Origin of the sequence: Klebsiella sp. HMSC16C06 (genome assembly GCF_001808325.1) — a bacterium.
Classification (GTDB): domain Bacteria; phylum Pseudomonadota; class Gammaproteobacteria; order Enterobacterales; family Enterobacteriaceae; genus Klebsiella; species Klebsiella variicola.
The window spans coordinates 103,113-125,995 of the sequence record NZ_KV793005.1; the positions used below are offsets into that span (position 1 = coordinate 103,113).

The 22,883-nt window shown below is 58.3% G+C and carries 24 protein-coding genes; 8 read left to right on the forward strand and 16 right to left on the reverse strand.

What is annotated here, in order from left to right:
* Positions 1-307 precede the first annotated feature (307 nt).
* From HMPREF3142_RS15390 to HMPREF3142_RS15415, 6 genes are all read left to right on the forward strand, one after another.
* Complete coding sequence (locus tag HMPREF3142_RS15390) at positions 308-622, forward strand: BON domain-containing protein (protein ID WP_008806150.1); 315 nt, start codon at positions 308-310, stop codon at positions 620-622.
* Positions 623-746: 124 nt separating this feature from the next.
* On the forward strand, positions 747-1,313 hold the full coding sequence (gene yqaB / locus HMPREF3142_RS15395) for a fructose-1-phosphate/6-phosphogluconate phosphatase (RefSeq protein ID WP_004174701.1): 567 nt from the start codon (positions 747-749) through the stop codon (positions 1,311-1,313).
* Positions 1,310-1,738, forward strand: a complete 429-nt coding sequence (locus HMPREF3142_RS15400; protein ID WP_008806149.1) for a YqaA family protein — start codon at positions 1,310-1,312, stop codon at positions 1,736-1,738. The genes yqaB and HMPREF3142_RS15400 overlap by 4 nt, the downstream gene beginning before the upstream one ends.
* 66 nt (positions 1,739-1,804) lie before the next feature.
* Entirely contained in the window at positions 1,805-3,361 is a 1,557-nt protein-coding gene (gene gshA / locus HMPREF3142_RS15405) for a glutamate--cysteine ligase (protein ID WP_070612200.1), read from the forward strand.
* Between the two features lie 163 nt (positions 3,362-3,524).
* Positions 3,525-4,040, forward strand: a complete 516-nt coding sequence (luxS, locus tag HMPREF3142_RS15410) for an S-ribosylhomocysteine lyase (RefSeq protein ID WP_002914351.1) — start codon at positions 3,525-3,527, stop codon at positions 4,038-4,040.
* Between the two features lie 52 nt (positions 4,041-4,092).
* A complete protein-coding gene (locus HMPREF3142_RS15415; protein WP_070612201.1) occupies positions 4,093-4,860 on the forward strand; it encodes an AraC family transcriptional regulator in 768 nt (255 codons plus the stop codon).
* Here HMPREF3142_RS15415 and leuA read toward each other — a convergent pair.
* The 14 genes from leuA to HMPREF3142_RS15485 all read right to left on the reverse strand — a co-directional run bounded on the left by leuA (position 4,839) and on the right by HMPREF3142_RS15485 (position 19,431).
* Positions 4,839-6,515 (reverse strand): 2-isopropylmalate synthase, encoded by a 1,677-nt coding sequence (gene leuA / locus HMPREF3142_RS15420; protein WP_012967376.1) that lies wholly within the window; start codon positions 6,513-6,515, stop codon positions 4,839-4,841. The genes HMPREF3142_RS15415 and leuA overlap by 22 nt on opposite strands.
* Positions 6,516-6,651: 136 nt before the next feature.
* Positions 6,652-8,190 (reverse strand): multidrug efflux MFS transporter permease subunit EmrB, encoded by a 1,539-nt coding sequence (emrB, locus tag HMPREF3142_RS15425; protein ID WP_008806145.1) that lies wholly within the window; start codon positions 8,188-8,190, stop codon positions 6,652-6,654.
* 15 nt (positions 8,191-8,205) lie between these two features.
* A complete protein-coding gene (gene emrA / locus HMPREF3142_RS15430; RefSeq protein ID WP_008806144.1) occupies positions 8,206-9,378 on the reverse strand; it encodes a multidrug efflux MFS transporter periplasmic adaptor subunit EmrA in 1,173 nt (390 codons plus the stop codon).
* 125 nt (positions 9,379-9,503) lie between these two features.
* Positions 9,504-10,034 carry a transcriptional repressor MprA gene (mprA, locus tag HMPREF3142_RS15435; RefSeq protein WP_002914337.1) on the reverse strand — a complete coding sequence of 177 codons (531 nt, stop codon included), beginning with the start codon at positions 10,032-10,034 and terminating at the stop codon, positions 9,504-9,506.
* Between the two features lie 90 nt (positions 10,035-10,124).
* A complete protein-coding gene (gene ygaH, locus HMPREF3142_RS15440) occupies positions 10,125-10,460 on the reverse strand; it encodes an L-valine transporter subunit YgaH (RefSeq protein ID WP_064171176.1) in 336 nt (111 codons plus the stop codon).
* Entirely contained in the window at positions 10,450-11,196 is a 747-nt protein-coding gene (locus HMPREF3142_RS15445; RefSeq protein ID WP_008806142.1) for an AzlC family ABC transporter permease, read from the reverse strand. Before HMPREF3142_RS15445 ends, ygaH begins: the two co-directional genes overlap by 11 nt.
* 183 nt (positions 11,197-11,379) lie before the next feature.
* Positions 11,380-12,378 (reverse strand): glycine betaine/L-proline ABC transporter substrate-binding protein ProX, encoded by a 999-nt coding sequence (proX, locus tag HMPREF3142_RS15450; RefSeq protein WP_008806141.1) that lies wholly within the window; start codon positions 12,376-12,378, stop codon positions 11,380-11,382.
* 78 nt (positions 12,379-12,456) lie between these two features.
* Positions 12,457-13,524 (reverse strand): glycine betaine/L-proline ABC transporter permease ProW, encoded by a 1,068-nt coding sequence (gene proW, locus HMPREF3142_RS15455; RefSeq protein ID WP_008806140.1) that lies wholly within the window; start codon positions 13,522-13,524, stop codon positions 12,457-12,459.
* Positions 13,517-14,719, reverse strand: a complete 1,203-nt coding sequence (gene proV, locus HMPREF3142_RS15460; protein WP_008806139.1) for a glycine betaine/L-proline ABC transporter ATP-binding protein ProV — start codon at positions 14,717-14,719, stop codon at positions 13,517-13,519. Before proV ends, proW begins: the two co-directional genes overlap by 8 nt.
* A 357-nt stretch (positions 14,720-15,076) precedes the next feature.
* Positions 15,077-16,039 (reverse strand): class 1b ribonucleoside-diphosphate reductase subunit beta, encoded by a 963-nt coding sequence (nrdF, locus tag HMPREF3142_RS15465; protein ID WP_070612202.1) that lies wholly within the window; start codon positions 16,037-16,039, stop codon positions 15,077-15,079.
* A gap of 10 nt (positions 16,040-16,049) precedes the next feature.
* Complete coding sequence (nrdE, locus tag HMPREF3142_RS15470; RefSeq protein WP_070612203.1) at positions 16,050-18,191, reverse strand: class 1b ribonucleoside-diphosphate reductase subunit alpha; 2,142 nt, start codon at positions 18,189-18,191, stop codon at positions 16,050-16,052.
* A complete protein-coding gene (nrdI, locus tag HMPREF3142_RS15475; RefSeq protein WP_008806136.1) occupies positions 18,164-18,574 on the reverse strand; it encodes a class Ib ribonucleoside-diphosphate reductase assembly flavoprotein NrdI in 411 nt (136 codons plus the stop codon). Before nrdI ends, nrdE begins: the two co-directional genes overlap by 28 nt.
* Entirely contained in the window at positions 18,571-18,816 is a 246-nt protein-coding gene (gene nrdH / locus HMPREF3142_RS15480) for a glutaredoxin-like protein NrdH (RefSeq protein ID WP_012540796.1), read from the reverse strand. The genes nrdI and nrdH overlap by 4 nt, the downstream gene beginning before the upstream one ends.
* Before the next feature lie 183 nt (positions 18,817-18,999).
* On the reverse strand, positions 19,000-19,431 hold the full coding sequence (locus HMPREF3142_RS15485; protein ID WP_012540797.1) for a carboxymuconolactone decarboxylase family protein: 432 nt from the start codon (positions 19,429-19,431) through the stop codon (positions 19,000-19,002).
* 88 nt (positions 19,432-19,519) lie between these two features.
* On the opposite strand from HMPREF3142_RS15485, the gene HMPREF3142_RS15490 reads away from it, so the two are divergent.
* Positions 19,520-20,881, forward strand: coding sequence for a MocR-like pyridoxine biosynthesis transcription factor PdxR (locus HMPREF3142_RS15490; RefSeq protein WP_049163156.1), 1,362 nt, complete (start codon positions 19,520-19,522; stop codon positions 20,879-20,881).
* A 118-nt stretch (positions 20,882-20,999) separates the two neighbouring features.
* Here HMPREF3142_RS15490 and HMPREF3142_RS15495 read toward each other — a convergent pair whose 3' ends face one another.
* Positions 21,000-21,347: an ElaB/YgaM/YqjD family protein gene (locus tag HMPREF3142_RS15495; protein ID WP_002914293.1), complete on the reverse strand. Its 348-nt coding sequence runs from the start codon at positions 21,345-21,347 to the stop codon at positions 21,000-21,002.
* A 149-nt stretch (positions 21,348-21,496) separates the two neighbouring features.
* On the opposite strand from HMPREF3142_RS15495, the gene HMPREF3142_RS15500 reads away from it, so the two are divergent.
* Positions 21,497-21,859, forward strand: a complete 363-nt coding sequence (locus tag HMPREF3142_RS15500; protein ID WP_008806132.1) for a DUF2002 family protein — start codon at positions 21,497-21,499, stop codon at positions 21,857-21,859.
* Positions 21,860-21,935: 76 nt separating this feature from the next.
* On the opposite strand, the gene alaE is transcribed toward HMPREF3142_RS15500, so the two are convergent.
* Positions 21,936-22,385, reverse strand: a complete 450-nt coding sequence (gene alaE, locus HMPREF3142_RS15505) for an L-alanine exporter AlaE (protein ID WP_008806131.1) — start codon at positions 22,383-22,385, stop codon at positions 21,936-21,938.
* Positions 22,386-22,883: the final 498 nt, after the last annotated feature.

Consider the following 22,883-nt stretch of genomic DNA (forward strand, 5'->3'; position numbering starts at 1 on the left):
GAATCCTCCCGGATGCACCATATTCTCCTTAGTAGCAGCGACGATGTTGTTGCATGGTCTGCGAAATTATCGTCAGCACCAGGAAGGATAACGTTGCGTAAGCAACGGCCCGAAGGGCGAGGCTTAGCCGAGTCATCCTCCCGGATGCACCATCTTCACTCTTTACTCTCTCCTCACCATCCCTATAACCTCGTTTTCCATCACCGGTTTCATACTGACTTTTTTATTGGCAAGCCGCGCTTTCCACTATAATTTATCCTTGTATATCAGCGTTATCAGGCTGAGTTAAATGCAAGGAGAGAAATCCATGAAATGGTTCAAAGCAATACCTGCTTTTTGCGCGACGCTGCTGGTGGCGACGGCCCTTACTGGCTGTGCCGGTTCGTCCACCAAAGAAAGCACCGGCGGTTACATTGACGATACCGTGGTGACCACTAAGGTGAAAACGGCGCTCTTTAACGATAAAGATATCAAGTCCTCAGAAATCAGCGTCCAGACCTTTAAAGGCCGCGTGCAGTTGAGCGGGTTTGTCTCCTCTGCGGAAAGCGCTAAACGTGCGGTGGAAGTCACCCGTCGGGTGCAGGGCGTGCGTATGGTCGAGAACGATCTGCGTATTAAATAAGACCCACTACCCGGTTTATGCCTGAAGGCGCCTGAGGGCGCCTTTGTCGTTTGAGCCGCTGGCCGCGACAACGACGGGCTTTTGCGATAGAGTAACTATTCATTAACCGGTTGGTGAGAAGACAATGTACGAAGGTTACGCAGGACTGATCTTTGATATGGATGGCACCATTCTCGATACCGAGCCGACCCATCGGCAGGCATGGAACGAGGTGTTGGGCCGCTACGGTATGCGTTTCGACGAACAGGCGATGGTCGCGCTCAATGGCTCACCAACCTGGCGGATTGCCCAGGCGATTATTGAACTCAACCAGGCGGATCTCGATCCACATCGCCTGGCGCAGGAAAAAACCCAGGCGGTTAAGGCGATGCTGCTGGACAGCGTACGCCCGTTGCCGCTAATTGAGGTGGTCAAGGCGTGGCATGGTCGTCGCCCGATGTCGGTGGGTACCGGCAGCGAAAGCGCCGTCGCCGAGGCGCTGCTGGCGCACCTGGGCCTGCGTCATTACTTCTCTGCGGTGGTGGCGGCCGATCATGTGGTCAACCATAAACCCGCGCCCGATACCTTCCTGCTGTGCGCCGAGCGCATGGGCGTCGCGCCGGAAAAATGCGTGGTCTTCGAAGATGCCGACTTTGGTCTGCAAGCGGCGAAGCGTGCAGGCATGGACGCTGTTGACGTGCGTTTGCTGTGAGCGACGCGCTGTCACTCACCTCGCTGTTTGCCAGTAGCTTTTTAAGCGCCACGCTGCTTCCCGGTAATTCGGAGGTTGTGCTGGTGGCTATGCTACTTGCAGGGGTCAGTCATCCATGGTGGTTAGTATTAATAGCAACAATCGGCAATAGCCTTGGAGGGGTAACTAACGTTATTCTGGGGCGCTTGTTTCCCCTGCGCAAAACCTCGCGCTGGCAGGAGCGGGCGGCTGGCTGGCTTAAGCGCTACGGCGCGGTCACGCTCTTACTGAGCTGGGCGCCGGTTGTCGGCGATTTACTGTGTTTGCTGGCGGGATGGATGCGCATTTCCTGGGGACCGGTACTCTTTTTCTTATGCCTTGGTAAGGCGCTGCGCTATATCGTTATTGCAGCAGCGACGCTTCAGGGTATGACGTGGTGGCACTAATTGGACTGATAGTTCATCCATTACAATTATGCTTATTCAAACGATTTCGACAGGCGGGAGGTCAAATTGATCCCGGACGTATCACAGGCGCTGGCCTGGCTGGAAAAACATCCGCAGGCTCTGCAGGGTATTCAACGTGGTCTGGAGCGGGAAACGCTGCGCGTGAACGCAGACGGCACCCTTGCAACGACCGGTCACCCTCTGGCGTTAGGCTCAGCGCTGACGCATAAATGGATTACCACCGATTTTGCCGAAGCTTTACTCGAGTTCATTACGCCGGTGGATGGCGATATTGAGCATATGCTGACCTTTATGCGCGATGTCCATCGCTATACCGCGCGTCAGCTGGGCGACGAGCGAATGTGGCCGCTGAGTATGCCATGCTATATCGCTCCCGGTCAGGATATTGAGCTGGCGCAGTACGGCACCTCAAACGTGGGGCGTCTGAAAACGCTGTATCGCGAGGGGCTGAAGAACCGCTATGGCGCGTTGATGCAGACTATCTCCGGCGTGCACTATAACTTCTCGCTGCCGATGGCGTTCTGGCAGGCGAAGTGTGGCGTGGAAGACGTCGAAAGCGGTAAAGAAGCTATCTCGGCGGGCTATTTCCGCTCGATTCGTAACTACTATCGTTTTGGCTGGGTGATCCCTTATCTGTTCGGCGCCTCGCCGGCGATTTGCTCCTCGTTCCTGCAAGGGAAACCGACGACGCTGCCTTTTGAGGAAGCGGGTAACGGTATGTACTACCTGCCGTACGCCACCTCGCTGCGCCTCAGCGACCTCGGTTATACCAATAAGTCGCAAAGCAATCTCGGAATTACGTTTAACGATCTGCATGAGTATGTGGCAGGATTGAAGCGGGCGATTAAAACGCCGTCGGAAGAGTACGCTAAAATCGGGCTGCAGAAAGACGGCAAGTATCTGCAGATCAACAGCAATATCCTGCAGATTGAAAACGAACTCTATGCGCCGATCCGTCCGAAACGCGTGACCCGTCGGGGCGAAACCCCGTCCGATGCGCTGCTGCGCGGCGGCATTGAGTACATTGAAGTGCGTTCGCTGGATATCAACCCGTTCTCGCCGATCGGCGTTGACGCCCAGCAGGTGCGTTTCCTCGATCTGTTTATGGTCTGGTGCGCGCTGGCCGACGCGCCGGAGATGAGCAGCGATGAGCTGCTGTGCACTCGCACCAACTGGAATCGGGTGATTCTGGAAGGGCGTAAGCCGGGCTTAACGCTGGGGATTGGCTGCGAAAGCGCGCAGTTCCCGCTGGCTCAGGTGGGCAAAGATCTGTTCCGCGATTTACGCCGCGTGGCGCAGACCCTTGACAGTATCCATGGTGGCCTGGCATATCAGCAGGTCTGCGACGAGCTGCTGGCCTGCTTTGACGATCCGGAATTAACCTTCTCAGCCCGCATTCTGCGTTCTATGATTGAAGAAGGGATTGGCGGCACTGGCCGTGAATTGGCGGATCGCTATCGGACGCAGCTGCGGGAAGAGCCGCTGGAGATCCTGAGCGAAGCCGATTTCATCGCCGAGCGCGAGGCATCGGTGGCGCGGCAGAAGAAAGTGGAAGCGGAAGACAGTGAGCCGTTCGAAGCGCTGCTGGCACGACACGCGTAGCCGCTGACGATACAAAAGAAAAAGGCCACATCAATGTGGCCAAACTTTCATCTCTGATTCAGGGATGATGATGATAATAAATGCGCGTCTTTCATATACTGAGACTCGCGGCTGAACAAAGAGTTCATTTTATTTTAAAAAAAATCACTCCCGGAGGTGACGAATGCCGTTGTTAGATAGTTTCACAGTCGACCATACCCGAATGGAAGCCCCAGCGGTGCGTGTCGCGAAGAAAATGAACACGCCGCATGGCGATGAAATCACCGTTTTCGATCTGCGCTTCTGCGTGCCGAACCAGGAAGTGATGCCGGAACGCGGTATCCACACCCTGGAGCACCTGTTCGCGGGCTTTATGCGCGATCACCTGAACGGGAATGGCGTGGAAATTATCGACATTTCGCCGATGGGCTGCCGCACCGGGTTCTACATGAGCCTGATTGGTACGCCAGATGAGCAGCGCGTCGCTGACGCCTGGAAAGCGGCGATGGCCGATGTGCTGAAGGTGAAAGATCAGAACCAGATCCCGGAGCTCAACGTCTACCAGTGCGGAACCTATACCATGCACTCGCTGGAAGAGGCCCAGGACATCGCTCGTCATATCATTGAGCGCGATGTGCGCATCAACAGCAACGACGAACTGGCGCTGCCGAAAGAAAAACTGCAGGAACTGCACATCTAGTGCTTCCGCCACGGCCCGACGCCTGTCGCCGGGCCGCTCTCCTGACGCCGCCATGACGACCACCACGACTTTCTCCTTTCAGCACCGCCCGCTGGTGCCTTTTGCCCATGATTATGCCCACGGTGACCAGGAAGACTGGCATCAGCATGACTGCGCCCAGTTGCTGCATATTTTAAGCGGCGTGGTGCGGGTCGCGACACCGGCAGGTTACTGGGTGGTGCCGCCCGGGCGCGGCGTCTGGCTGCCGGCGGGAACGCCGCACGCGCTGCGTATGACCGGCAACGTGGCGGCGCGCACCCTGTTTATCGATCCGCTGGCGCGCGCCGATCTTCCGGCGGGTTGCCAGATCGTACAGATCACGCCGCTGCTGCGGGAACTGATCGTCTCATCCCTGGGACTGGCCGAGTGCTATGCCCCCGCCAGCCGTGACGAACGGATTTATGAGCTGATCCTCGATGAGATCCGCGGGATGGCGATCCTGCCGTTTGGCCTGCCGGAACCGCAAAGTGACACACTGCGTCGGCTGTGCCAGCAGGTACGCGAGGCGCCGGGTGAAACCTGGAGCAGCGGCCAGGCGGCAAAGGTGTGCAACATGAGTGAGCGAACCCTTAACCGCCATTTTCAGCAGCAGACTAGCCTGACGTGGAGCGAGTGGGTGCGCCGGGCGAAGCTAATGGAAGCGCTGATTCGCCTGGCGCAGGGTCACTCCGTGCTGCGGGTGGCGCTGGAGCTGGGCTACGGCAGCCACAGCGCCTTCAGCGCCATGTTTCGTCGGGTGATGGGCGTTGCTCCCAGCGACTATTTTCGCCCTCCGACCTGATCGGCGACGCTGATCGCATTGCACAATGCCTGCAGCGAAGCGCGCGCCACGTCATTATCAATACCCACTCCCCAGTAGCTTTCACCTTGTGGAAAAACGCAGCGGATATAGGCGACCGACCGACTGTCGCTGCGCGCGCCAAGGGTATGCTCATGGTAGTCCTTGATCATAAACGGTTGTCTGAGCAGCGCGCTGAGGCCGCTGGCGGCGGCCGACAGCAGGCCGTTGCCCTGGCCCTGCAGGCGTCGGGTTTCGCCGTGGTGTCGCAGCGTCGCCTGCAGCGAAAGCTGGCCATCCTGTTGGCTGGCGCTCTGATAATCAAGCAGCGTCAGCGCGGGCTGCGCCAGCAGGCCGTAGCGCGTGCGGAACAGCTGCCACAGCGCGTGGTGGGTCATCTCTTTGCCGTCGCTATCGGTCACCTGCTGTACATGCTGACTGAAGTCCTGCTGCAGCCCGCGGGGCAGCTTGAGACCATGGTTTTGTTCGATAAGCCAGGCGCTGCCGCTTTTTCCCGACTGGCTGTTGACGCGGATCACCGCCTCATAGCTACAGCCAATATCCTGTGGGTCAATGGGCAGGTAGGGCATCTGCCACGGATCGCCTGGCTGACGGGCATCAAACCCTTTTTTGATGGCATCCTGATGGGAGCCGGAGAAGGCGGTATAAGCCAGACTTCCCGCCCACGGGTGGCGTGGGTGAACGGGGATCTGGTTGCAGTTTTCCACCACCTCCACCACCCGGTTCATCTGCTCGAAGCGAAGCTCAGGGTCGATGCCCTGGCTGTAGAGATTCATGGCCAGCGTCACCAGGCAGACGTTGCCGGTGCGTTCGCCATTGCCAAACAGGCAGCCTTCCACCCGATCGGCGCCGGCCATCACCGCCAGCTCGGCGCTGGCGACACCGGTCCCGCGGTCGTTGTGCGGGTGCACGCTGATGCAGACCTCGCCGCGGCGGGAGAAGTGGCGGCAAAAATACTCGATCTGATCGGCATAGACGTTGGGGGTGTTCACTTCCACCGTCGCCGGCAGATTGACGATCATCGGCCGTTCGGCGCAGGGCTGCCAGACGTCCGCCACCGCCTCGCAAATCTCAAGGGCAAACTCGGGTTCGGTAAAGCAGAAGGTCTCTGGTGAGTATTCGTATTGCCAGCGGGTCTCCGGCTGTTGTTCGCACTGCTGGCGGATAAGTCGGGTGGCGCGGGTCGCCAGGGCGATCACTTCGGCTTTATCCATCCCGAAGACCAGCTCGCGAAACAGCGGCGCGGTGGCATTGTAGAGGTGGACGGTGGCCTGGCGGGCGCCGCGCAGTGCCTCAAAGGTGCGCAGGATCAGCGGATCCCGCGCCTGGGTCAGCACCTGGATGGTGACATCTTCCGGGATGCGCTGCTCGTCGATCAGCTGGCGGACGAAGTTGAAATCGGTTTGCGAAGCGGAAGGGAAGGCGACCTCAATCTCTTTAAAACCGCACTCCAGCAGCAGATCCCAGAACTGCAGTTTGCGGGCGCTGTCCATGGGCTCCGCCAGCGCCTGGTTGCCGTCGCGCAGGTCGGTCGACAGCCAGCGCGGGGCGTGGCTGATTTGCCGGTCGGGCCAGCGGCGGTCGGGCAGGGCAATCGGCGGATAGGGACGGTACTTTTCAGCAGGATGGCTCAGCATAGTGTTCTCCTTAATGGTCAGCCTTTATCCTGCCCGAGCACCGGGTGGCGAGCTTTCGCAAACGAGACAGAAACTAGCGAGAATTGGACAATCTGACGCCATAAAAAAGGGACCCGCAGGTCCCTTAGTCTGATGCTTAGTGTGCGCCCCCGCCGCCGCCGCCGGCACTGAATGGCGGCCTGGCGAACCACACCAGGCTGAGCAGAAGAATAAAGATCCCCGCCGAAACCCAGAAGATTTCGTTGGCGGAGATAATCAACCCCTGGTTGGTTATCTGCTGCGCTATCCAGCCGGAAGCCTGCTGCTGGGTCATTCCCATGCCCTGCAGCTGATCGTACATCTGCTGGGCGTTGGGGTTGAACGGCGTCACCGACTCGGTGAGCTGCGCATGGTGCAGCGCCTCACGGTTGGTCCACATGGTGGTGGTGATCGAGGTCCCGATGGAGCCGGCCAGAGTTCGGGTAAAGTTTGACAAGCTCGACGCCGCCGCCAGCCGCTCCGGCGGCAGGCCGGAGAGGGTGATGGTGGTCAATGGCATGAAGAAACAAGCCACCGCGAAGCCCTGGATAAACTGCGGCCACGCCGATGCACCAAAGTCCATACCCGGTTCAAAGGTCCACGCGCGCCAGTAGAAGCAGACGGCATACATAATAAAGCTGAAGGTGACCAGCCGACGCATATCGAGCTTATGGGCAAAGCGGCCAATAATCGGCGACAGAATGACCGGGATCACCCCCACCGGCGCCGACGCCAAACCGGCCCAGGTAGCGGTGTAGCCGTAGACCTCCTGCAACAGCTGCGGCAGCAGCACGATAGCGCCGAAGTAGAGCATATAGGCCAGGCTGATACACAAACAGCCGATGGTGAAGTTGCGCGACTTAAACAGCGACAGGTCGACTATCGGGTTATCGTCAGTCAGCTCCCAGACAATCAGGAAGCTTATCGCCACCACCGCCACGATGGTCAGGATGATAATCTCGTTGGAAGCGAACCAGTCGAGCTCTTTACCGCGGTCGAGCATCACCTGCAGGCTACCGATACCGATAATCAGCAACGCCAGCCCGACGCCGTCGATACGTCGCTGTTCGGTACGGGTTTCGCGCCCGCGCAGGGTTTGCAGCGTCATGATCACCACTGCGATACCAATCGGCACGTTGATGAAGAAGATCCAGCCCCAGTGGTAGTTATCGCTGATATAGCCGCCGAGAATCGGGCCACAGATCGGCGCGACGATCACGGTCATTGACCACAGCGCCAGCGCAATAGAACGCTTCGCCGGTGGGTAGTTGCTGAGCAACAGGCTCTGCGACAGCGGGATCAGCGGACCGGCGACGATCCCCTGAATGACGCGGAAGAAAATCAGCATCGTCAGGCTGTTCGACACCCCACAGGCCCAGGAGGCGATAGCGAATGCCACCGTCGACCAGACGAAGAGCTTCACCTCGCCGACGCGCTTCGCCAGCCAGCCGGTAATGGGGATGGAGATGGCGTTGGCCACCCCGAACGAGGTGATGACCCACGTCCCCTGGCTCAGCGACGAGCCAAGGTTACCGGCAATGGTTGGGATCGCCACGTTGGCGATCGTGGAGTCCAGCACCTGCATGAACGTCGCCAGCGACAGCGCAATGGTCATAATGACCAGTTGCGCGCCTTCGAGCGGTTTTTGCTGTTGCATTACGCTCACCCCGAATTATCCGGCGTTGGCCTGAATGATCTCGTCGATCAGTTTATTAACCGGCTCAAGCGCGATTTCGCGGGCATTGCTCTCGTAAACCGGGGAGCTTCGCACCTGGCTGGCCAGCATTTCGCCATCGCGATCGGTGGTGTTGACCTCCACCAGCGTGGAGAGGCCGATGCGCAGCGGGTGTTCCGCCAGCTGTTTTTCATCCAGCTCGATACGGACCGGCAGGCGCTGTACCACTTTGATCCAGTTACCGGTGGCGTTCTGCGCCGGCAGCAGGGAGAAGGCGCTGCCGGTGCCCATATCCAGGCCGACCACTTTGCCGGTGTATTTCACGTCATCGCCATAGATGTCGCTGATCACGGTGGCCGGCTGGCCGATGCGCATGTGCGCCAGCTGGGTCTCTTTAAAGTTGGCGTCGATCCACAGGTTGGTCGCCGGGACCACCGCCATCAGCGGCGTGGTGGTGCCGATCTGCGCCCCAGGCTGTACCGAGCGACGGGAAACGTAGCCGCTAATCGGGCTGACGATTTGCGTACGCTGCAGGGCCAGCCAGGCGTTACGCACTTCGGTGGCCGCCTGCAGCACCGCCGGCTGCTGTTCCAGTTTGGTGCCCAGCACGATCGCCTGGTTGGCGTTGTATTGCTGGATTGCCACGTCGAGTTCGGCCTGCGCGCTGGCGACGGTATCGCGGGCGTGCTGCAACTCTTCGCGGCCGATCAGGTTCGCGGCGCCCAGCGGGATGCGGCGATTCAGGTCAGCCTGCGCCTGGGCGAGGGCGGTCTTTTTGACGTCAATATTCGCCTGCAACTGCTTGCTGTTGATCATCTGCTGACGGGTTTGACGCACGCTGGCGGCCAGCTGCGTTTTGGCTTTCTCAAACGCCTGCTGGGCATCGGTCTGATCGAGCGTCACCAGCGGATCGCCTTTCTGCACGTAGTCCGTGTTGTCAGCCCAGACTTTGGTCACGCTGCCTGAGACCTGGGCCATAATTTGTACCTGGTTCCCTGCCACGTAGGCATCGTCGGTCTCTTCGTAATGACGCAGTACCAGAAACCAGTAAATCCCATATGCCACGGCAATAATAATAAAGAGCAATGTCAGCAACAGGAGTGCGCCTTTGCGCTTTCCTTTTTTGCTGCCTGGTTGCTGCGGGGTTTGGCTCTCCGCATTTGCGCTCATGTTATTCTCCACGATCTTATTATTTCACATCGGCTGAGCCGACCTGTTTATCAGAAAGGCCAGCAGAGATCTGCTGGCCTGGCTGTTTTCCTTGCAACGTAAAAATGGGCTGAGCGACGCCGCCCTTAGCGTAGAGAGTCCGCCAGCACGCCTTCTTCTTCCATCTGGTCAAGGCGGCTCAGGAGTTTGCGGGTGATATGTTCGAGCTGATCTTTTTCGCTGGTGCTGAGTGAAGACCACAGCTGATGCAGGCAGTTATGCTGCGGTGGCAGGACTTCACGCAAAAACTGATGGCCCTTTTCGGTCAGTTGCAGATGCAGACAGCGGCGATCGTTATCGCTCTCGCGACGTTCAATCCAGCCGCGTTTTTCCAGTTCATCAGCGATACGGGTGGCGTTGGTACGCGACGAGCCCAGCGCGCAACTCAGCTCGGACGGCTGGATGCTGTGGTTTTCCTGTGACTCCAGCGTAATCAGCGCCATAAATAATGTCTCGTTAATTCCCTGCGCTTTGAGCATTTTATTGCGATTTTCCAGCAGCTTACCTTGCATATGCATGCAAAGACGAGTTAACAGGATCTCCTGGAACGGGAAATCTTCATGGCGGCTGGCGCGGAATTTGAGCATTTGCTCAATGGGAGTAAACGAACTATCCATTTGGGTATGACCTCATTAATTACAGCCGATATAATAACTATTGTGACAAATAAATCAAATGAATTATTGACTAAAATTGATACGTAAAGCTTAGAGTCCGCTGGTGATTTTCCATGCCAGACCGTAGGCCAACGCCGACAGCAGCGTCGGGACAATAATGCTGCGGGTTTTCCTGAAGGCGGCCCCCAGCACCAGGAAGCCGATCAGCGTCGGCGCCAGGCGATGGGCATCGGCGAGGATCTCCGGCACGCTGGAGACCACCAGCAGCGCGCAAATCGAGGCGATGCCGATGGTATCCAGCAGCACGCTGACCGGGCCACGGCGGGCAGGCCGGGCATGGCCGGCGCGCAGGCGCAGGGGAAGATAGCGAAACAGATAATTCACGCTGCCGACTATCACCCCGAGCAGAAGGACTTCACTGTTCATCCGGCATCCCCTTAAGCATGGCCTGGACCAGCGCCGTCAGACACCCGCAGACAATCCCGGCGAGGATCGCCGCCGGAATGGAAAATAACAAAATGCCACCCAGCGCGCCCGCCAGGGCTGCCGTGACGCAGAGTGACTGCTGGCGCTGGAATGAGGCCAGCAGGAAGCTCATAAACAGCGCCGGCAGCATAAAGCCGAGCGCGGCCTCCACCGCGGGATAATCCACCAGCAGGCCGTTACCGGACCAGGCGCCGGCCAGCGTGCCGCACACCCACGATGCCCAGGAAGTAAAAGCGAGACCGAGCATCCAGTTTTCGCTCCAGCGGCGGTTATCGCGAACCAGCCTGGCGGTGGCCGCGGCGAAAACCTCATCGGTCAGGCCGAAGGCCCAGAGGGCGGTTTTCTTTTTATCCAGCGCTGAGCGAATGCGGCTGCGCAATGAGGGACCATACAGCACGTGGCGGACATCCATCGCCATCACCGTCAGGGCGGCGACCCACAGCGAACTGCCGGCGGCCAGCATGGCGGTGATCACAAACTGGCTGGCGCCGGCGTAAATAATGCAGGAGAAAAACAGGCTTTCCAGCGGGGTGAATCCCAGCCGGGTGGCGTTCAGTCCGAAGGCGAAAGCCACCGGCAGGTAGCTGATAACGATGGGGAGACTGTCTTTGATGCCTTCGCCGACGGTGGCGACACGTTCAGGTAAGGCACAGGTTAAGGGCGCGGGGTTTTCCATATGAATAACTTATCGCTGGATCCATGTGAAGGTGACAAATTGACCGATGGGTCCACCTTAACAGAGCGCGACGCGCCTTAACACTATGGAAATTCCTGGAATCCGCTTTTCCATACTCTGTGCTGCGAGCAACGAGGGAAAGGGAGCCCGGATAAGACGGAGCGCCTTATCCGGGAGGCAGGGTTACTGCTGCGCGGCGAGCGCCGCTTTCACCCAGCTGTCGAACAGCGGCTGGTGGGCTTTGATCCAGCCATCGACATGACCGTTAATGTCGGCTTCGGAAGCATGGCCTTCGTGCATCATCGCATTCTCGGCGTTGATGTCGGCGATCGGCAGCTTCATGACGCTAAACAGGGTGGCGGCGGCCGGATTTTTCTCGGCCCAGGCTTTGTTGGCGACGATGTGCATCGTGTTCACCGGGAAGCCATAGTTGGCGCCGTTGGCCAGTTTGGTGTCGATGTTTTTCTGCTCGCCCGGCAGGGAGGAGAACGGCACCTGCAGCCAGACGACGTCTTTGCCAGGTTTCAGCACGTCGCTGACCCAGTACGGCGTCCAGGTGTAGTAGAGCACCGGTTTACCCTCTTTATAGCGGGCGATGGTGTCAGCCATCATCGCCGCGTAGTTGCCCTGGTTATGGGTGACGGTTTTGCTCAGGCCATAGGCGTCAATCTGGTGGTTAATCACCGCTTCGCAGCCCCAGCCTGGCGTACAGCCGGTGAGATCCGCTTTACCGTCGTTATTGGTATCAAACAGTTTGGCGATCTGCGGATCTTTAAGCTGATCGATGGAGGTGATGTGGTACTGCTCGGCGGTTTTTTTATCGATCAGATAGCCCTGGGCGGCACCTGAGACATACACCCCTTTACGATAGAATTTGTTATCACCGCCCGCCGCGGCGTACATGTCATCGTGCAGCGGCTGCCAGTTGGTGGCGATAAAGGTGGTATCCCCGGCGGCAATCGAGGTATAGGCAACGTTATAGTCCACTTCGCTCGGTTTCTCGACGGTGTAGCCAAGCTTCTCCAGCGCGCGACTGACCAGCAGGGTCTGGAAGGTCTCTTCCGAAATAGTGCTCTGGGCAGGCTTCACGGTAATCCCTTTGCCCGGCAGGTCGGCGGCGAAGGTGCTGGTGGCGATCAGGGTGGCAAAGGCGGCGGTGGCCATCATCGTACGATGTCGCATGGTGGTTCCTCTTATTGTTTAACGGGAAGAGCGACCCCCCGGCCTCGGCTGGTGCCGGGGAGCGGCGCTGTTATCGACTTATCGACAGAAAGGGCGAGTGATAAGCCCCAGTGGGCCGGTGGTGTACCAGCGGCGGTTGCCGCGACTGCGGGCGTCGCGACCGACGGCCTGGGTGAGGCGGTCAAGAATAATCGCGAGGATCACGATCCCTACGCCGCCGACGGTGGCGAGACCCATATCCAGGCGGCCGATGCCGCGCAGCACCATCTGGCCAAGACCGCCGACGGCAATCATCGAGGCGATCACCACCATCGACAGGGCCAGCATCAGCGTCTGGTTTACCCCGGCCATGATGGTGGGCATCGCCAGCGGCAGCTGAACCTTAAACAACAGCTGGCGCGGGCTGGCGCCAAACGAGCGCGACGCTTCGATCAGATCCGCGGGCACCTGGTTTATCCCGAGAATTGTCAGGCGGACGATCGGCGGCAAGGCGAAGATAATCGTCACTACCACGCCGGGCACGTTGCCGATGCCGAACAGCATCACGATCGGCACCAGGTAGACGAAGGCCGGCGTGGTCTGCATGGCATCGAGCAGCGGGCGGATAATTTTTGCCGCCCGCGGGCTGCGCGCCAGCCAAATACCCAGCGGCAGGCCGATAACCATGCAGAACAGCAGGGCGGTGAGGACCAGCGCCAGGGTGACCATCGCCTGCGACCAGGCGCCGATAGCGCCGATGGCAATCAGCGAAACCAGGGTGGCGACCCCCATGCCGAGGCTGGAGATCTGCCAGGCGATCAGCGCGAAGACGATAATCGCCACCGGCGCTGGCATCCCCAACAACAGCTGCTGGAAGGCGCTGAGGATGTAGTCGATCGGCACGCGGATCCCCTGGAATAGCGGACGGAAGTGCAGCACGATCCAGTCGATAGCGTGGGTGACCCAGCTGTCGAGCGGGATCAGCGTTTTATGGAACGGGTCCATGATGTTGAACGATTCCGGCTGCGGCGCGGGCGCGCTGTGCAGCCAGTCGGCGCCGCCGCCGTTGGCCGGCGCGGCAGTAGAGGCGCCACCCCAGGCATCGGCGGCCTGCGCAGCGCTGTCGGTTGCCGGGGCGCTGTCCCACGGATTAGTTTGATCAGCCATGATTCACCCCCTCGCGATCTAAAGCCTGGAGCAGCATTCGTTTGGAAATGATGCCAATGTATTGTTGTTCTTCATCCACCACCGGGACGGCGCACGGGGCGTGGCCGACGTGGGAGAGCAGATCGCTGAGCGGCGTTTGCGCCTCCACCGCCAGCGGGGCGTCAATCAGCGCCGCCTCGATCCCCTGGCCGACGCTGAGCGCGGTTTTCAGAGAATCGATCGAGACAATCCCGACAAAGCGATTTCCGCGTTCGATGACATAGCCATATTCCCGGTCTTCATCCTGTAATAATTTCAGCGCGGAGCGGGGGCCAAAACCTGGGGTTTTACGAATCAATCCAACCGGGCTGCGGCGGGCAATATCTTTGGCGCTGAAGACCTGGCTAATATCCACGCCGCGGAAGAAGGTGCGCACATAATCATTGGCCGGATTATTCAGTATTTCATCCGGCGTACCGACCTGGACCACTTCGCCATTTTGCATAATGGCAATGCGATCGCCAATTCGCATGGCTTCATCAAGGTCATGGGAAATAAAGACGATAGTGCGTTGATGCTTAGCCTGTAATTTGATGAGCTCATCCTGCATTTCGGTGCGAATGAGCGGGTCGAGCGCGGAGAAGGCTTCATCCATTAACAGAATATCGGGATTAATCGCCAGCGCGCGAGCTAAACCGACGCGCTGACGCATCCCGCCGGAGAGTTCATCCGGCCAGGCGTGGGCATAATTCTCCAGCCCCACCTGCCGCAGCGCCTCCCGCGCTTTTTGTTCTCGTTCGGCGGTCGGGACGCCGGCCAGCGCCATGCCAAACGCCGTGTTGTCGAGCACGCTCATGTGTGGCATCAGCGCAAAGGACTGAAATACCATCGCAATTTTCTTGCGACGCACCTCGCGCAGCTCGGCGTCCGACATTTTGGCGATATCGACTCCGTCAATCAGCACCTGGCCGCGGGTGGGTTCAATCAGGCGATTGAGAAGGCGAACCATGGTGGATTTCCCCGAGCCGGAGAGCCCCATGATGACGAATATCTCGCCTTCTTCAATGGCCAGACTGGCGTCTTTGACGCCAAGCGACAGCCCCGTTTTTTCCAGTATTTGCGCTTTGTTGAGTCCTTTCTCAATATATTTGAAAGCCCGGTTTGGGTGCTCGCCAAATATCTTATAAAGATTTTTAATTTCTAATTTAATTGCCATGCAATAGAGAAGTTCCTGTTATTTGTTTATTGCGATACGATACCCGATGGTGATTATGATCTTTTTACACCCTAACATACTCAGATTCTGTGACAACCCTCAATGGCAAACTCTCGGCAAAAGGGCGTGAGGGACAGAGCGGCGCAGCCCCCGTGATATAAGGGCTGAGCGTCAATTTGTTGTGGGTAATATTTTTTGATTATCTCTGGATAATTCGACTGAAATGGACCAGTTTTCTGTTAAATATGACGGAGTGATGACGGTTATGCGATGGAGAGAATATTTGGCAGATGAACCCACTTTTCTGCGAAATAGATCACCAGGAACCAGTCCGCCATATTCCTGGTGAAAGTACGGTTAAAAGTCCCAATCGTCGTCGGCGGTTTCTTCCGTTTTGCCTATCACGTACGAGGAGCCGGAGCCGGAGAAAAAGTCGTGGTTTTCATCGGCGTTAGGCGACAGCGCGGCGAGGATCGCCGGGTTAACCGCTGCCATCTCCGCCGGAAACAGCGCTTCATAACCGAGGTTCATCAGCGCTTTGTTGGCGTTGTAGCACAGGAAAGCGCTGACGTCGTCAAACCAGCCGCTCTCGCCGTACAGTTCCCGACTGTAGGCCAGCTCGTTGTTGTAAAGATCCATCAGCAGATCGAGGGCGAAATTTTTCAGTTCTTCGCGCTTTCCGGGGCTGACGATCTCCAGTCCTTTCTGATACTTGTAGCCAATGTAATAGCCATGTACCGCTTCATCGCGAATGATCAGACGGATCAGATCCGCGGTATTGGTCAGTTTTCCCCGGCTGGAGAAGTGCATTGGCAGCCAGAAGCCGGAGTAGAAGAGAAAGGATTCGAGGAACACGCTGGCGATTTTTTTCTTCAGCGGCTCGTCGGCCTGATAGTAGCCCAGCATCAGTTGCGCCTTGCGCTGCAGGGGTTCGCAGCTTTCACTCCAGGCGAAGGCGGCATCCACCTCTTTGCTGTGGCACAGCGTGGAAAAAATGGAGCTGTAAGAGCGGGCATGAACCGCTTCCATAAAGCTGATGTTCGACAGCACCGCCTCCTCATGCGGGGTCAGCGCGTCCGCCATCAGCGCCGGCGCGCCGACCGTGTTCTGAATGGTGTCGAGCAGCGTCAGCCCGGTGAAGACGCGAATGGTCAACTGCTGCTCCGCCGCGCTGAGGGTTTGCCAGGCGGGAATGTCGTTTGACAGCGGCACTTTCTCCGGTAGCCAGAAGTTGCTGGTGAGACGATTCCAGACCTCAAGATCTTTGTCGTCATCAATGCGGTTCCAGTTGATAGCGCTGATGCGCGTTAAATGGGTCATCCTGTTCTCCTTACAGTGCGCAGGACACGCAGCCTTCAATTTCAGTGCCTTCCAGCGCCAGCTGGCGCAGACGGATGTAGTAGAGGGTCTTAATGCCTTTCTTCCAGGCGTAGATTTGCGCCTTGTTGATATCGCGGGTGGTGGCGGTATCCGGGAAGAACAGCGTCAACGACAGCCCCTGATCGACGTGGCGCGTCGCCTCGGCGTAGGTGTCAATGATCTTCTGGGGCCCTATCTCGTACGCATCCTGATAAAGGGCCAGATTGTCGTTATTCATAAACGGCGCGGGGTAGTACACCCGCCCGGTCTTCCCCTCTTTGCGGATCTCAATCTTCGAGACGATCGGATGAATGCTGGAGGTGGCATGGTTGATGTACGAGATCGACCCGGTGGGCGGCACCGCCTGCAGATAACGGTTATAGATGCCATAGCGCATGACATCGTCGCGCAGCTGGCGCCAGCTTTCCCGGTCGGGCAGGGGGATACCGGCGCGGGCGAACAGTGCGCGCACCCGTTCGGTTTTCGGCTGCCACTCCTCCTGCAGATATTTGTCGAAGTACGCCCCGCTGGCGTAGCGTGACTGTTCGAAGCCAGCGAAGCGCTGGCCGCGCTCGCGGGCCAGCAGCATCGAGGTGTGCAGGGCATGCCAGGTCACGGTGTAAAAATAGATATTGGTGAAGTCCAGCCCCTCCGGACTGCCGTAGGCAATCCCTTCTCGCGCCAGGTAGCCGTGCAGATTCATCTGCCCCAGGCCGATGGCGTGGGAGGCCGCATTGCCGGCCGCCACCGAGGGAACCGACTGTATGTCGCTCATATCGGATACCGCGGTCAGGGCGCGCACCGCGGTGGCGATAGTGCGGGCAAAATCCGGCGAGTCCATGGTATGGGCGATGTTCAGCGAGCCGAGGTTGCAGGAGATATCCTCGCCGATATGGGCGTAACTGAGGTTCTCATCATAGGTGGATGGCGTACTGACCTGCAGAATTTCCGAACACAGATTGCTCATGGTGATCCGTCCGGCCACCGGATTGGCGCGATTGACGGTATCTTCAAACATGATGTACGGATAGCCGGACTCAAACTGGATCTCCGCCAGGCGCTGGAAAAGGTCGCGGGCGCGGATCCAGCGCTTGCGGACCCGTTCGTCGGCCACCAGCTGCGGATAGAGATCGCCGATGGCGCAGTCGGCGAAGGGTTTACCGTACAGCCGCTCGACGTCATACGGCGAGAACAGGGCCATCTGCGCGTCTTCTTTTGCCAGCTGGAAGGTGATATCGGGGATCACCACTCCCAGCGACAAGGTTTTGATGCGGATTTTCTCATCGGCATTCTCACGCCGGGTATCGAGGAAGCGCAAAATATCGGGATGGTGCGCATGCAGCCAGACCGCTCCCGCCCCCTGGCGGGCGCCAAGCTGGTTGGCATAGGAGAAGGCGTCCTCCAGCATCTTCATCACCGGCACCACCCCGGAGGACTGGTTTTCGATACGCTTGATCGGCGCCCCGGCCTCGCGCAGGTTGGAGAGTAAAAAGGCCACGCCGCCGCCGCGCTTCGACAGCTGCAGCGCCGAGTTAACCGCTCGGCCGATGGACTCCATATTATCTTCAATGCGCAACAGGAAGCAGGAGATCAGCTCCCCGCGCTGCTGCTTGCCGGCGTTGAGGAAGGTGGGGGTCGCGGGCTGGAAGCGGCCGCTGAGCATCTCTTCCATTAGCTGCCGCGCCTGCTGCTCATCCCTCTGGGCCAGCGTCAGCGCCACCATTACGCAGCGATCGGCAAAATCCTCGAGGTAGTGCTTGCCGTCAAAGGTCTTCAGCGCGTAGCTGGTATAGAACTTCCAGGCGCCGAGGAAGGTCTGAAAGCGAAACGCGGCGCGCCGGGCATGGGCGAACAACGCCAGCACAAACCCGCGGTCATAGCCGGCCAGCACCTGCGGATCGTAATAGCCCTCGCGGACGAGCCAGGTGAGTTTATCCTCCTGGCTGGCAAAGGTGAGGGTGTTGGGCTGTATCTGGGCGGTCATAAAGACCTCCACCGCCTGGCGATCTTTCTCAAACGGTATGCGACCCTCGCTGTCGTACAAATTCAGCATCGCGTTGAGGGCGTGAAAATCCGCCGCGGCGGTTATACGTTCTGCGGTTGTCGTTGCCAAAATTCGCTGACTCCTTTACGCACGTTGTCGATATCGTCGGGGGTTCCCATCAGCTCGAAGCGGTAGAGATAGGGCACGGCGCATTTTTGCGCGATGACCTCCCCGGCACGCCCCCAGGCGTCGCCAAAGTTGCGATTGCCAGCGGCAATCACCCCGCGGATCAGCTGGCGGTTATGCACGTCGTTTAAAAAGCGGATCGCCTGACGCGGTACCGCGCCGGCCGTACCGCCGCCGCCATAGCTGGGAACGATGAGAATATAGGGTTCGTCTACCTGGAGATGTTCGCGCTCGTTCAGCGGAATGCGCACCGCCGGCAGCCCCAGGCGCTGCACAAAGCGATGGGTATTCTCCGAACGGCTGGAGAAGTAGACGATGAGGCTCATGCGCTGGCCGCCGTGACGGAGGGGCGCAGGCGATTGATCATATCCGGGCGGAAGCCGCTCCAGCGTAGCTCACCGGCGATCACCACCGGCAGCTGGCGAAATCCCTGCTCGCGCAGGGTGTCAGCTGCATCCGGCTGCTGGTCGACGTTCACCATTTCAAAGGCCAGTCCTCGGCTCTCCATGGCTCGCCGTGTGGCATGGCACTGCACGCAGTCATTTCGAGTGTAAATAATAATGCGCATGATTCGTATTTCCATTTAAGATAACAGCACGGCGCTAAACGCAGCGTCGAACGTTGTGGGTTATTCGATAAGGAAATACTAGATGTAGTTGTTTGAAAGTTCAACCACTCAATATATAGCGTTTTTAGCAAGGAAATCCCCCGCCGGGACAATTCGGCGGAGGAGGGGGAAGGCTGTGCGGAACTACAGACGCATGGCGACGGCGAGTCGGTTGAAAGCGTTCATCAGGCTGATGGCTAAGGTCAGATCGCTTATCTGACGCGGGGTAAAATGTTCGCGCAGCGGCAGGTAAACGTCATCTTCCGCATGGCTGGCGGCAATGTCGGTGACCGACTCGGCCCACGCCAGCGCTGCGCGTTCGCCAGGTGTGAAGTGGGCGCTTACCCGCCAGCCCGCCAGGGCATCCAGTTTGCTTTGCGCCATACCGCCCTTGCGCAGCGCCTGGCTGTGCTTCTCAAGGCAGAAGGCGCAGCCGTTGATCTGCGAGACGCGTAAATAAACCAGCTCTACCAGGGCGCTGCCCAGCTCGCTTTTCTCCAGCGCGATGCTGGCCTGTACCAGCCCTTTATAGACTTCCGGGCTCAGTTCACTGAATGGCTGACGTAATTGGCTCATGGTGTTCTCCTCTCTAAGACGGCAGCCAAAATAGCACTATAATGGACTGCAAAAGATAGCCATATTGTGATGAAAAAAGCAGACCATAATGGAAGCGATCCACCTCCCTCTTTATCAGCGTATTGCCCGCCAGCTGAAATCGGCAATTGAACGGGGCGAACTGACCCCGGGCAGCCGTCTGCCCGCCAGCCGGGTGTTTGCCCAGGAGCAGGGTGTCTCCCGGGCGACTATCGAAAACGCCTGGGGTGAACTGGTCGCCCAGGGGTGGCTTGAGCGGCGTGGGCAGGCGGGGACCTTTGTCAGCGAGCGGCTCAGTCCGCGCCAGCTGGCGCCGGTAACGCCAGCGCAATCAGCCGCCTCGACGGACCCGTTGCCCTTTCAGATGGGGCTGCCGGCGCTGGATCTCTTTCCGCGCGGGCTGTGGGCGCGAGTGATGGGTCGTCGGCTGCGGACGCAGTCGCGGTTCGACCTTGCCCCCGGCGATCCCGGCGGCGACCCGCTTCTGCGCCAGGCGATCGTGGAGTATCTGCGCCTGTCGCGCAGTATTGACTGCCAGCCGGAGCAGGTGCTGATTACCGGCAACTATGCTACCTCCATGGATCTTATCCTGCGTACGCTGGCGCAGCCGGGGCAGCATATGTGGATGGAGGATCCGGGGTATCCCTTTATCCGCCCGGTCGTTGAGGCCAGGCAGCTGGTGGTGGATGCGATCCCGGTGGACGACGAAGGAATGGACGTTGGCTGGGGCTTGCGGCATCACCCTCAAGCGCGGTTTGCCCTGCTCACCCCGGCACACCAGAGCCCGCTGGGGGTCGCGCTGTCGCTGCCCCGGCGTCGCCAGCTGCTGGCGTGGGCGACAGCGCGCGACGCGTGGATTATTGAGGACGATTACGATAGTGAGTTTCGCTATCACGGCAAACCGCTGCCGCCAGTGAAAAGCCTCGATGCGCCGCAGCGGGTTATCTACGCCGGCACTTTCAGTAAGTCGATGTTTCCGGCGCTGCGCACCGCCTGGCTTGTGGTGCCGACCCCGCTGGCGGCGCGTTTTCATCAGACGGCGGAGCGCCAGCCCTGCACCGTTCCTACTCTGTGGCAGCAGACGCTGGCGGATTTTATCCAGCAGGGCCATTTCTGGCGTCATCTGAAAAAAATGCGCGCCAGCTATAGCCAGCGCCGACAGTGGCTGGAGTCGGCCCTGCAGGCGCAGGGCTTTCAGGTCACGCCGCAGCAGGGGGGCATTCAGCTGGTCATGCCGGTCAGCGGCAACGATCGCCTGCTGGCCCGGCAGGCGGTTGAGGCCGGGCTGGCGGTGCAGGCGCTGAGCGACTGGCGTCTTCGCCATGCAGGCGAGGGGGGATTACTGATGAGTTTTACCAATATTCGCTCAGCGGCGATGGCCGATGCGCTGGCCCGGCGGCTCAGAGAGGCGATCGAGAACGATGGCGCATAAAAAACCCCTGCGGCCAGAGGCGCGCAGGGGCTGACGCGTATTTGTTATCTTCATTAGATTCCGTGAAGCTCGCGGGCTTCCGCTCGCCAGGCGCGCGCGGAAGCTGACGCTGTCTCTATTATCGACGTAAATTGAGCAATACGCCAATAAATACCCCGACGGCGGCTGCGGCGCCGACGCTGTGCCAGGGTTTATTGCGCACGTAGGTATCGGCGCAGCCCAGCGCATCACAGGCTGCCTGACGGGCATCCAGCGCCGCCTGCTGCACCCGGTTGTGACCATTGAGGCGGGCACGGGTCTCTTTCAGCAGCGACTGAGCTTTAACGCGCGCCGCTTCGGCTTCCTCTTTCGCGTCACTGCCCCACGATTTCAGCACCTCTTCCAGCGTATCCGCTAATTGACTGACATCGTTATGGATATCCTCAGCATTCTCGTCAAAATTGTTGCGGTTCACATGGTTAGCCATCGTTATCTCCCTTAATTCCATCGAGTGAGTAAGTGTAGGACAAGATTTTGAATTATGCTTACTGCTGTGGTTTCTGGAATATTCCGAAAGCACTGCGCTTAACGAATAAGGTAAGGTCAATGTGCGGTAAAAGATAACGAGGAATCAGTATGTATTTAAGACCCGATGAGGTGGCGCGTGTTCTTGAAAAAGCCGGCTTCACCATGGATGTTGTGACGCAAAAAGCGTACGGCTATCGCCGAGGCGATAATTATGTTTATGTGAACCGCGAAGCGCGCATGGGGCGGACAGCGTTAATTATTCATCCAGCGCTAAAAGAGCGTAGCAATATGTTGGCCGAACCGGCCTCAGATATCAAAACCTGCGACCATTATGAACAATTTCCGCTGTATTTAGCCGGAGATGCGCAGCAGCATTATGGTATTCCGCACGGATTTAGCTCACGGATGGCGCTTGAGCGTTTTCTGAATGGACTATTTGGCGAAGCCCAGCCGGCGATGTCGACAAATTAATACGGTGGTTGAGGACCGGGGCGGAGCAGGCTGATGAGAGAGCGACTGGCAGGGCCAGTCGCTGGAATAGCGTCGGTCAGGCTTTCGCCTGCTGGTAGGGGGCCACGCGGAACAGGCGGCGGCAATAGTCGAGGAAGTAGCCGTAAGCAGCGCCCATCATCATCGATACCGCCAGGTTTGAGCTCACTGCAGCGACAATCTGGTGCCAGTCTGCACCTACGCTCCACAATATTGCGACATACACTGGCGACTGGAAAGTGACGTAGGCCAGCACGTCGGCCATATTTTTCATCCAGCCTGCCGGGCTAATGCGCCGGGCCTGACGCATCGCAAAGTCGCGATAAAAACCATAGGGCACGGCAATAATAATGTTGACCGGGATCGCCACCAGGCGCGACGATAACGACTGCTCAAACGTCATACCAGAGAGAAAAATTTCGATCATCATGTTGACGACGGTGCAGTAAACCACCATCGCAAAGGTGTCTGCAACCGCATGCCGCAAGCGGGAGTGCGCAGAGAACATCGGAGTGCTCCTCGAAAATGAAGTCAATAACGCCGAAAAATGCGCGTTGGTATAGCGTTTTTGGGCTGCCTGTTTTGATATGCGTAGAGTATATCTCTGCATTAAAAGTGGCAACTAGCTATAAATTTTTATTTATTGCCTTTTTGTCGATAAAATACTCTGCGACAGTTGGTTTTCTGCCCGTTACGCTACTTTTATTGCTGGTTTTGTGAAATGTGTTTAATTTCAGTTGGTTACTTGACGTTTTTGCATGATATCTGACCAGGGAGACGGCGTCTGACCGCCCGCTGTGGCGCAAAATCGCGTGAGCCTGTGATGAAGGTCTCGTTTAGATGTTTTTATGCCATTATGCCGGTTTTTGTGGTGAAAAATTCTAAAATGACGTGTGGCGTTTTATTCTGATTGGCTGGGTAACTATTCATTAGGCCGTGTGGAGAGGGCCTGCGCATCCGCCGACGATAAGAGGATAAACCGCTGACCATAAAGGTAATATCGCCT

Coding starts and splice junctions, on each gene's coding strand:
- proW (WP_008806140.1), bottom strand. CDS start 13,524: ATGGCTGATCAAACTAATCCGTGGGACAGCGCCCCGGCAACCGACAGC.
- leuA (WP_012967376.1), bottom strand. CDS start 6,515: ATGCTGAGCCATCCTGCTGAAAAGTACCGTCCCTATCCGCCGATTGCC.
- nrdH (WP_012540796.1), bottom strand. CDS start 18,816: ATGCGCATTATTATTTACACTCGAAATGACTGCGTGCAGTGCCATGCC.
- mprA (WP_002914337.1), bottom strand. CDS start 10,034: ATGGATAGTTCGTTTACTCCCATTGAGCAAATGCTCAAATTCCGCGCC.
- proV (WP_008806139.1), bottom strand. CDS start 14,719: ATGGCAATTAAATTAGAAATTAAAAATCTTTATAAGATATTTGGCGAG.
- HMPREF3142_RS15415 (WP_070612201.1), top strand. CDS start 4,093: ATGACGACCACCACGACTTTCTCCTTTCAGCACCGCCCGCTGGTGCCT.
- HMPREF3142_RS15445 (WP_008806142.1), bottom strand. CDS start 11,196: ATGGAAAACCCCGCGCCCTTAACCTGTGCCTTACCTGAACGTGTCGCC.
- nrdF (WP_070612202.1), bottom strand. CDS start 16,039: ATGACCCATTTAACGCGCATCAGCGCTATCAACTGGAACCGCATTGAT.
- proX (WP_008806141.1), bottom strand. CDS start 12,378: ATGCGACATCGTACGATGATGGCCACCGCCGCCTTTGCCACCCTGATC.
- HMPREF3142_RS15485 (WP_012540797.1), bottom strand. CDS start 19,431: ATGAGCCAATTACGTCAGCCATTCAGTGAACTGAGCCCGGAAGTCTAT.
- emrA (WP_008806144.1), bottom strand. CDS start 9,378: ATGAGCGCAAATGCGGAGAGCCAAACCCCGCAGCAACCAGGCAGCAAA.
- ygaH (WP_064171176.1), bottom strand. CDS start 10,460: ATGAACAGTGAAGTCCTTCTGCTCGGGGTGATAGTCGGCAGCGTGAAT.
- HMPREF3142_RS15495 (WP_002914293.1), bottom strand. CDS start 21,347: ATGGCTAACCATGTGAACCGCAACAATTTTGACGAGAATGCTGAGGAT.
- HMPREF3142_RS15490 (WP_049163156.1), top strand. CDS start 19,520: ATGGAAGCGATCCACCTCCCTCTTTATCAGCGTATTGCCCGCCAGCTG.
- HMPREF3142_RS15500 (WP_008806132.1), top strand. CDS start 21,497: ATGTATTTAAGACCCGATGAGGTGGCGCGTGTTCTTGAAAAAGCCGGC.
- nrdI (WP_008806136.1), bottom strand. CDS start 18,574: ATGAGCCTCATCGTCTACTTCTCCAGCCGTTCGGAGAATACCCATCGC.
- luxS (WP_002914351.1), top strand. CDS start 3,525: ATGCCGTTGTTAGATAGTTTCACAGTCGACCATACCCGAATGGAAGCC.
- alaE (WP_008806131.1), bottom strand. CDS start 22,385: ATGTTCTCTGCGCACTCCCGCTTGCGGCATGCGGTTGCAGACACCTTT.
- emrB (WP_008806145.1), bottom strand. CDS start 8,190: ATGCAACAGCAAAAACCGCTCGAAGGCGCGCAACTGGTCATTATGACC.
- yqaB (WP_004174701.1), top strand. CDS start 747: ATGTACGAAGGTTACGCAGGACTGATCTTTGATATGGATGGCACCATT.
- HMPREF3142_RS15390 (WP_008806150.1), top strand. CDS start 308: ATGAAATGGTTCAAAGCAATACCTGCTTTTTGCGCGACGCTGCTGGTG.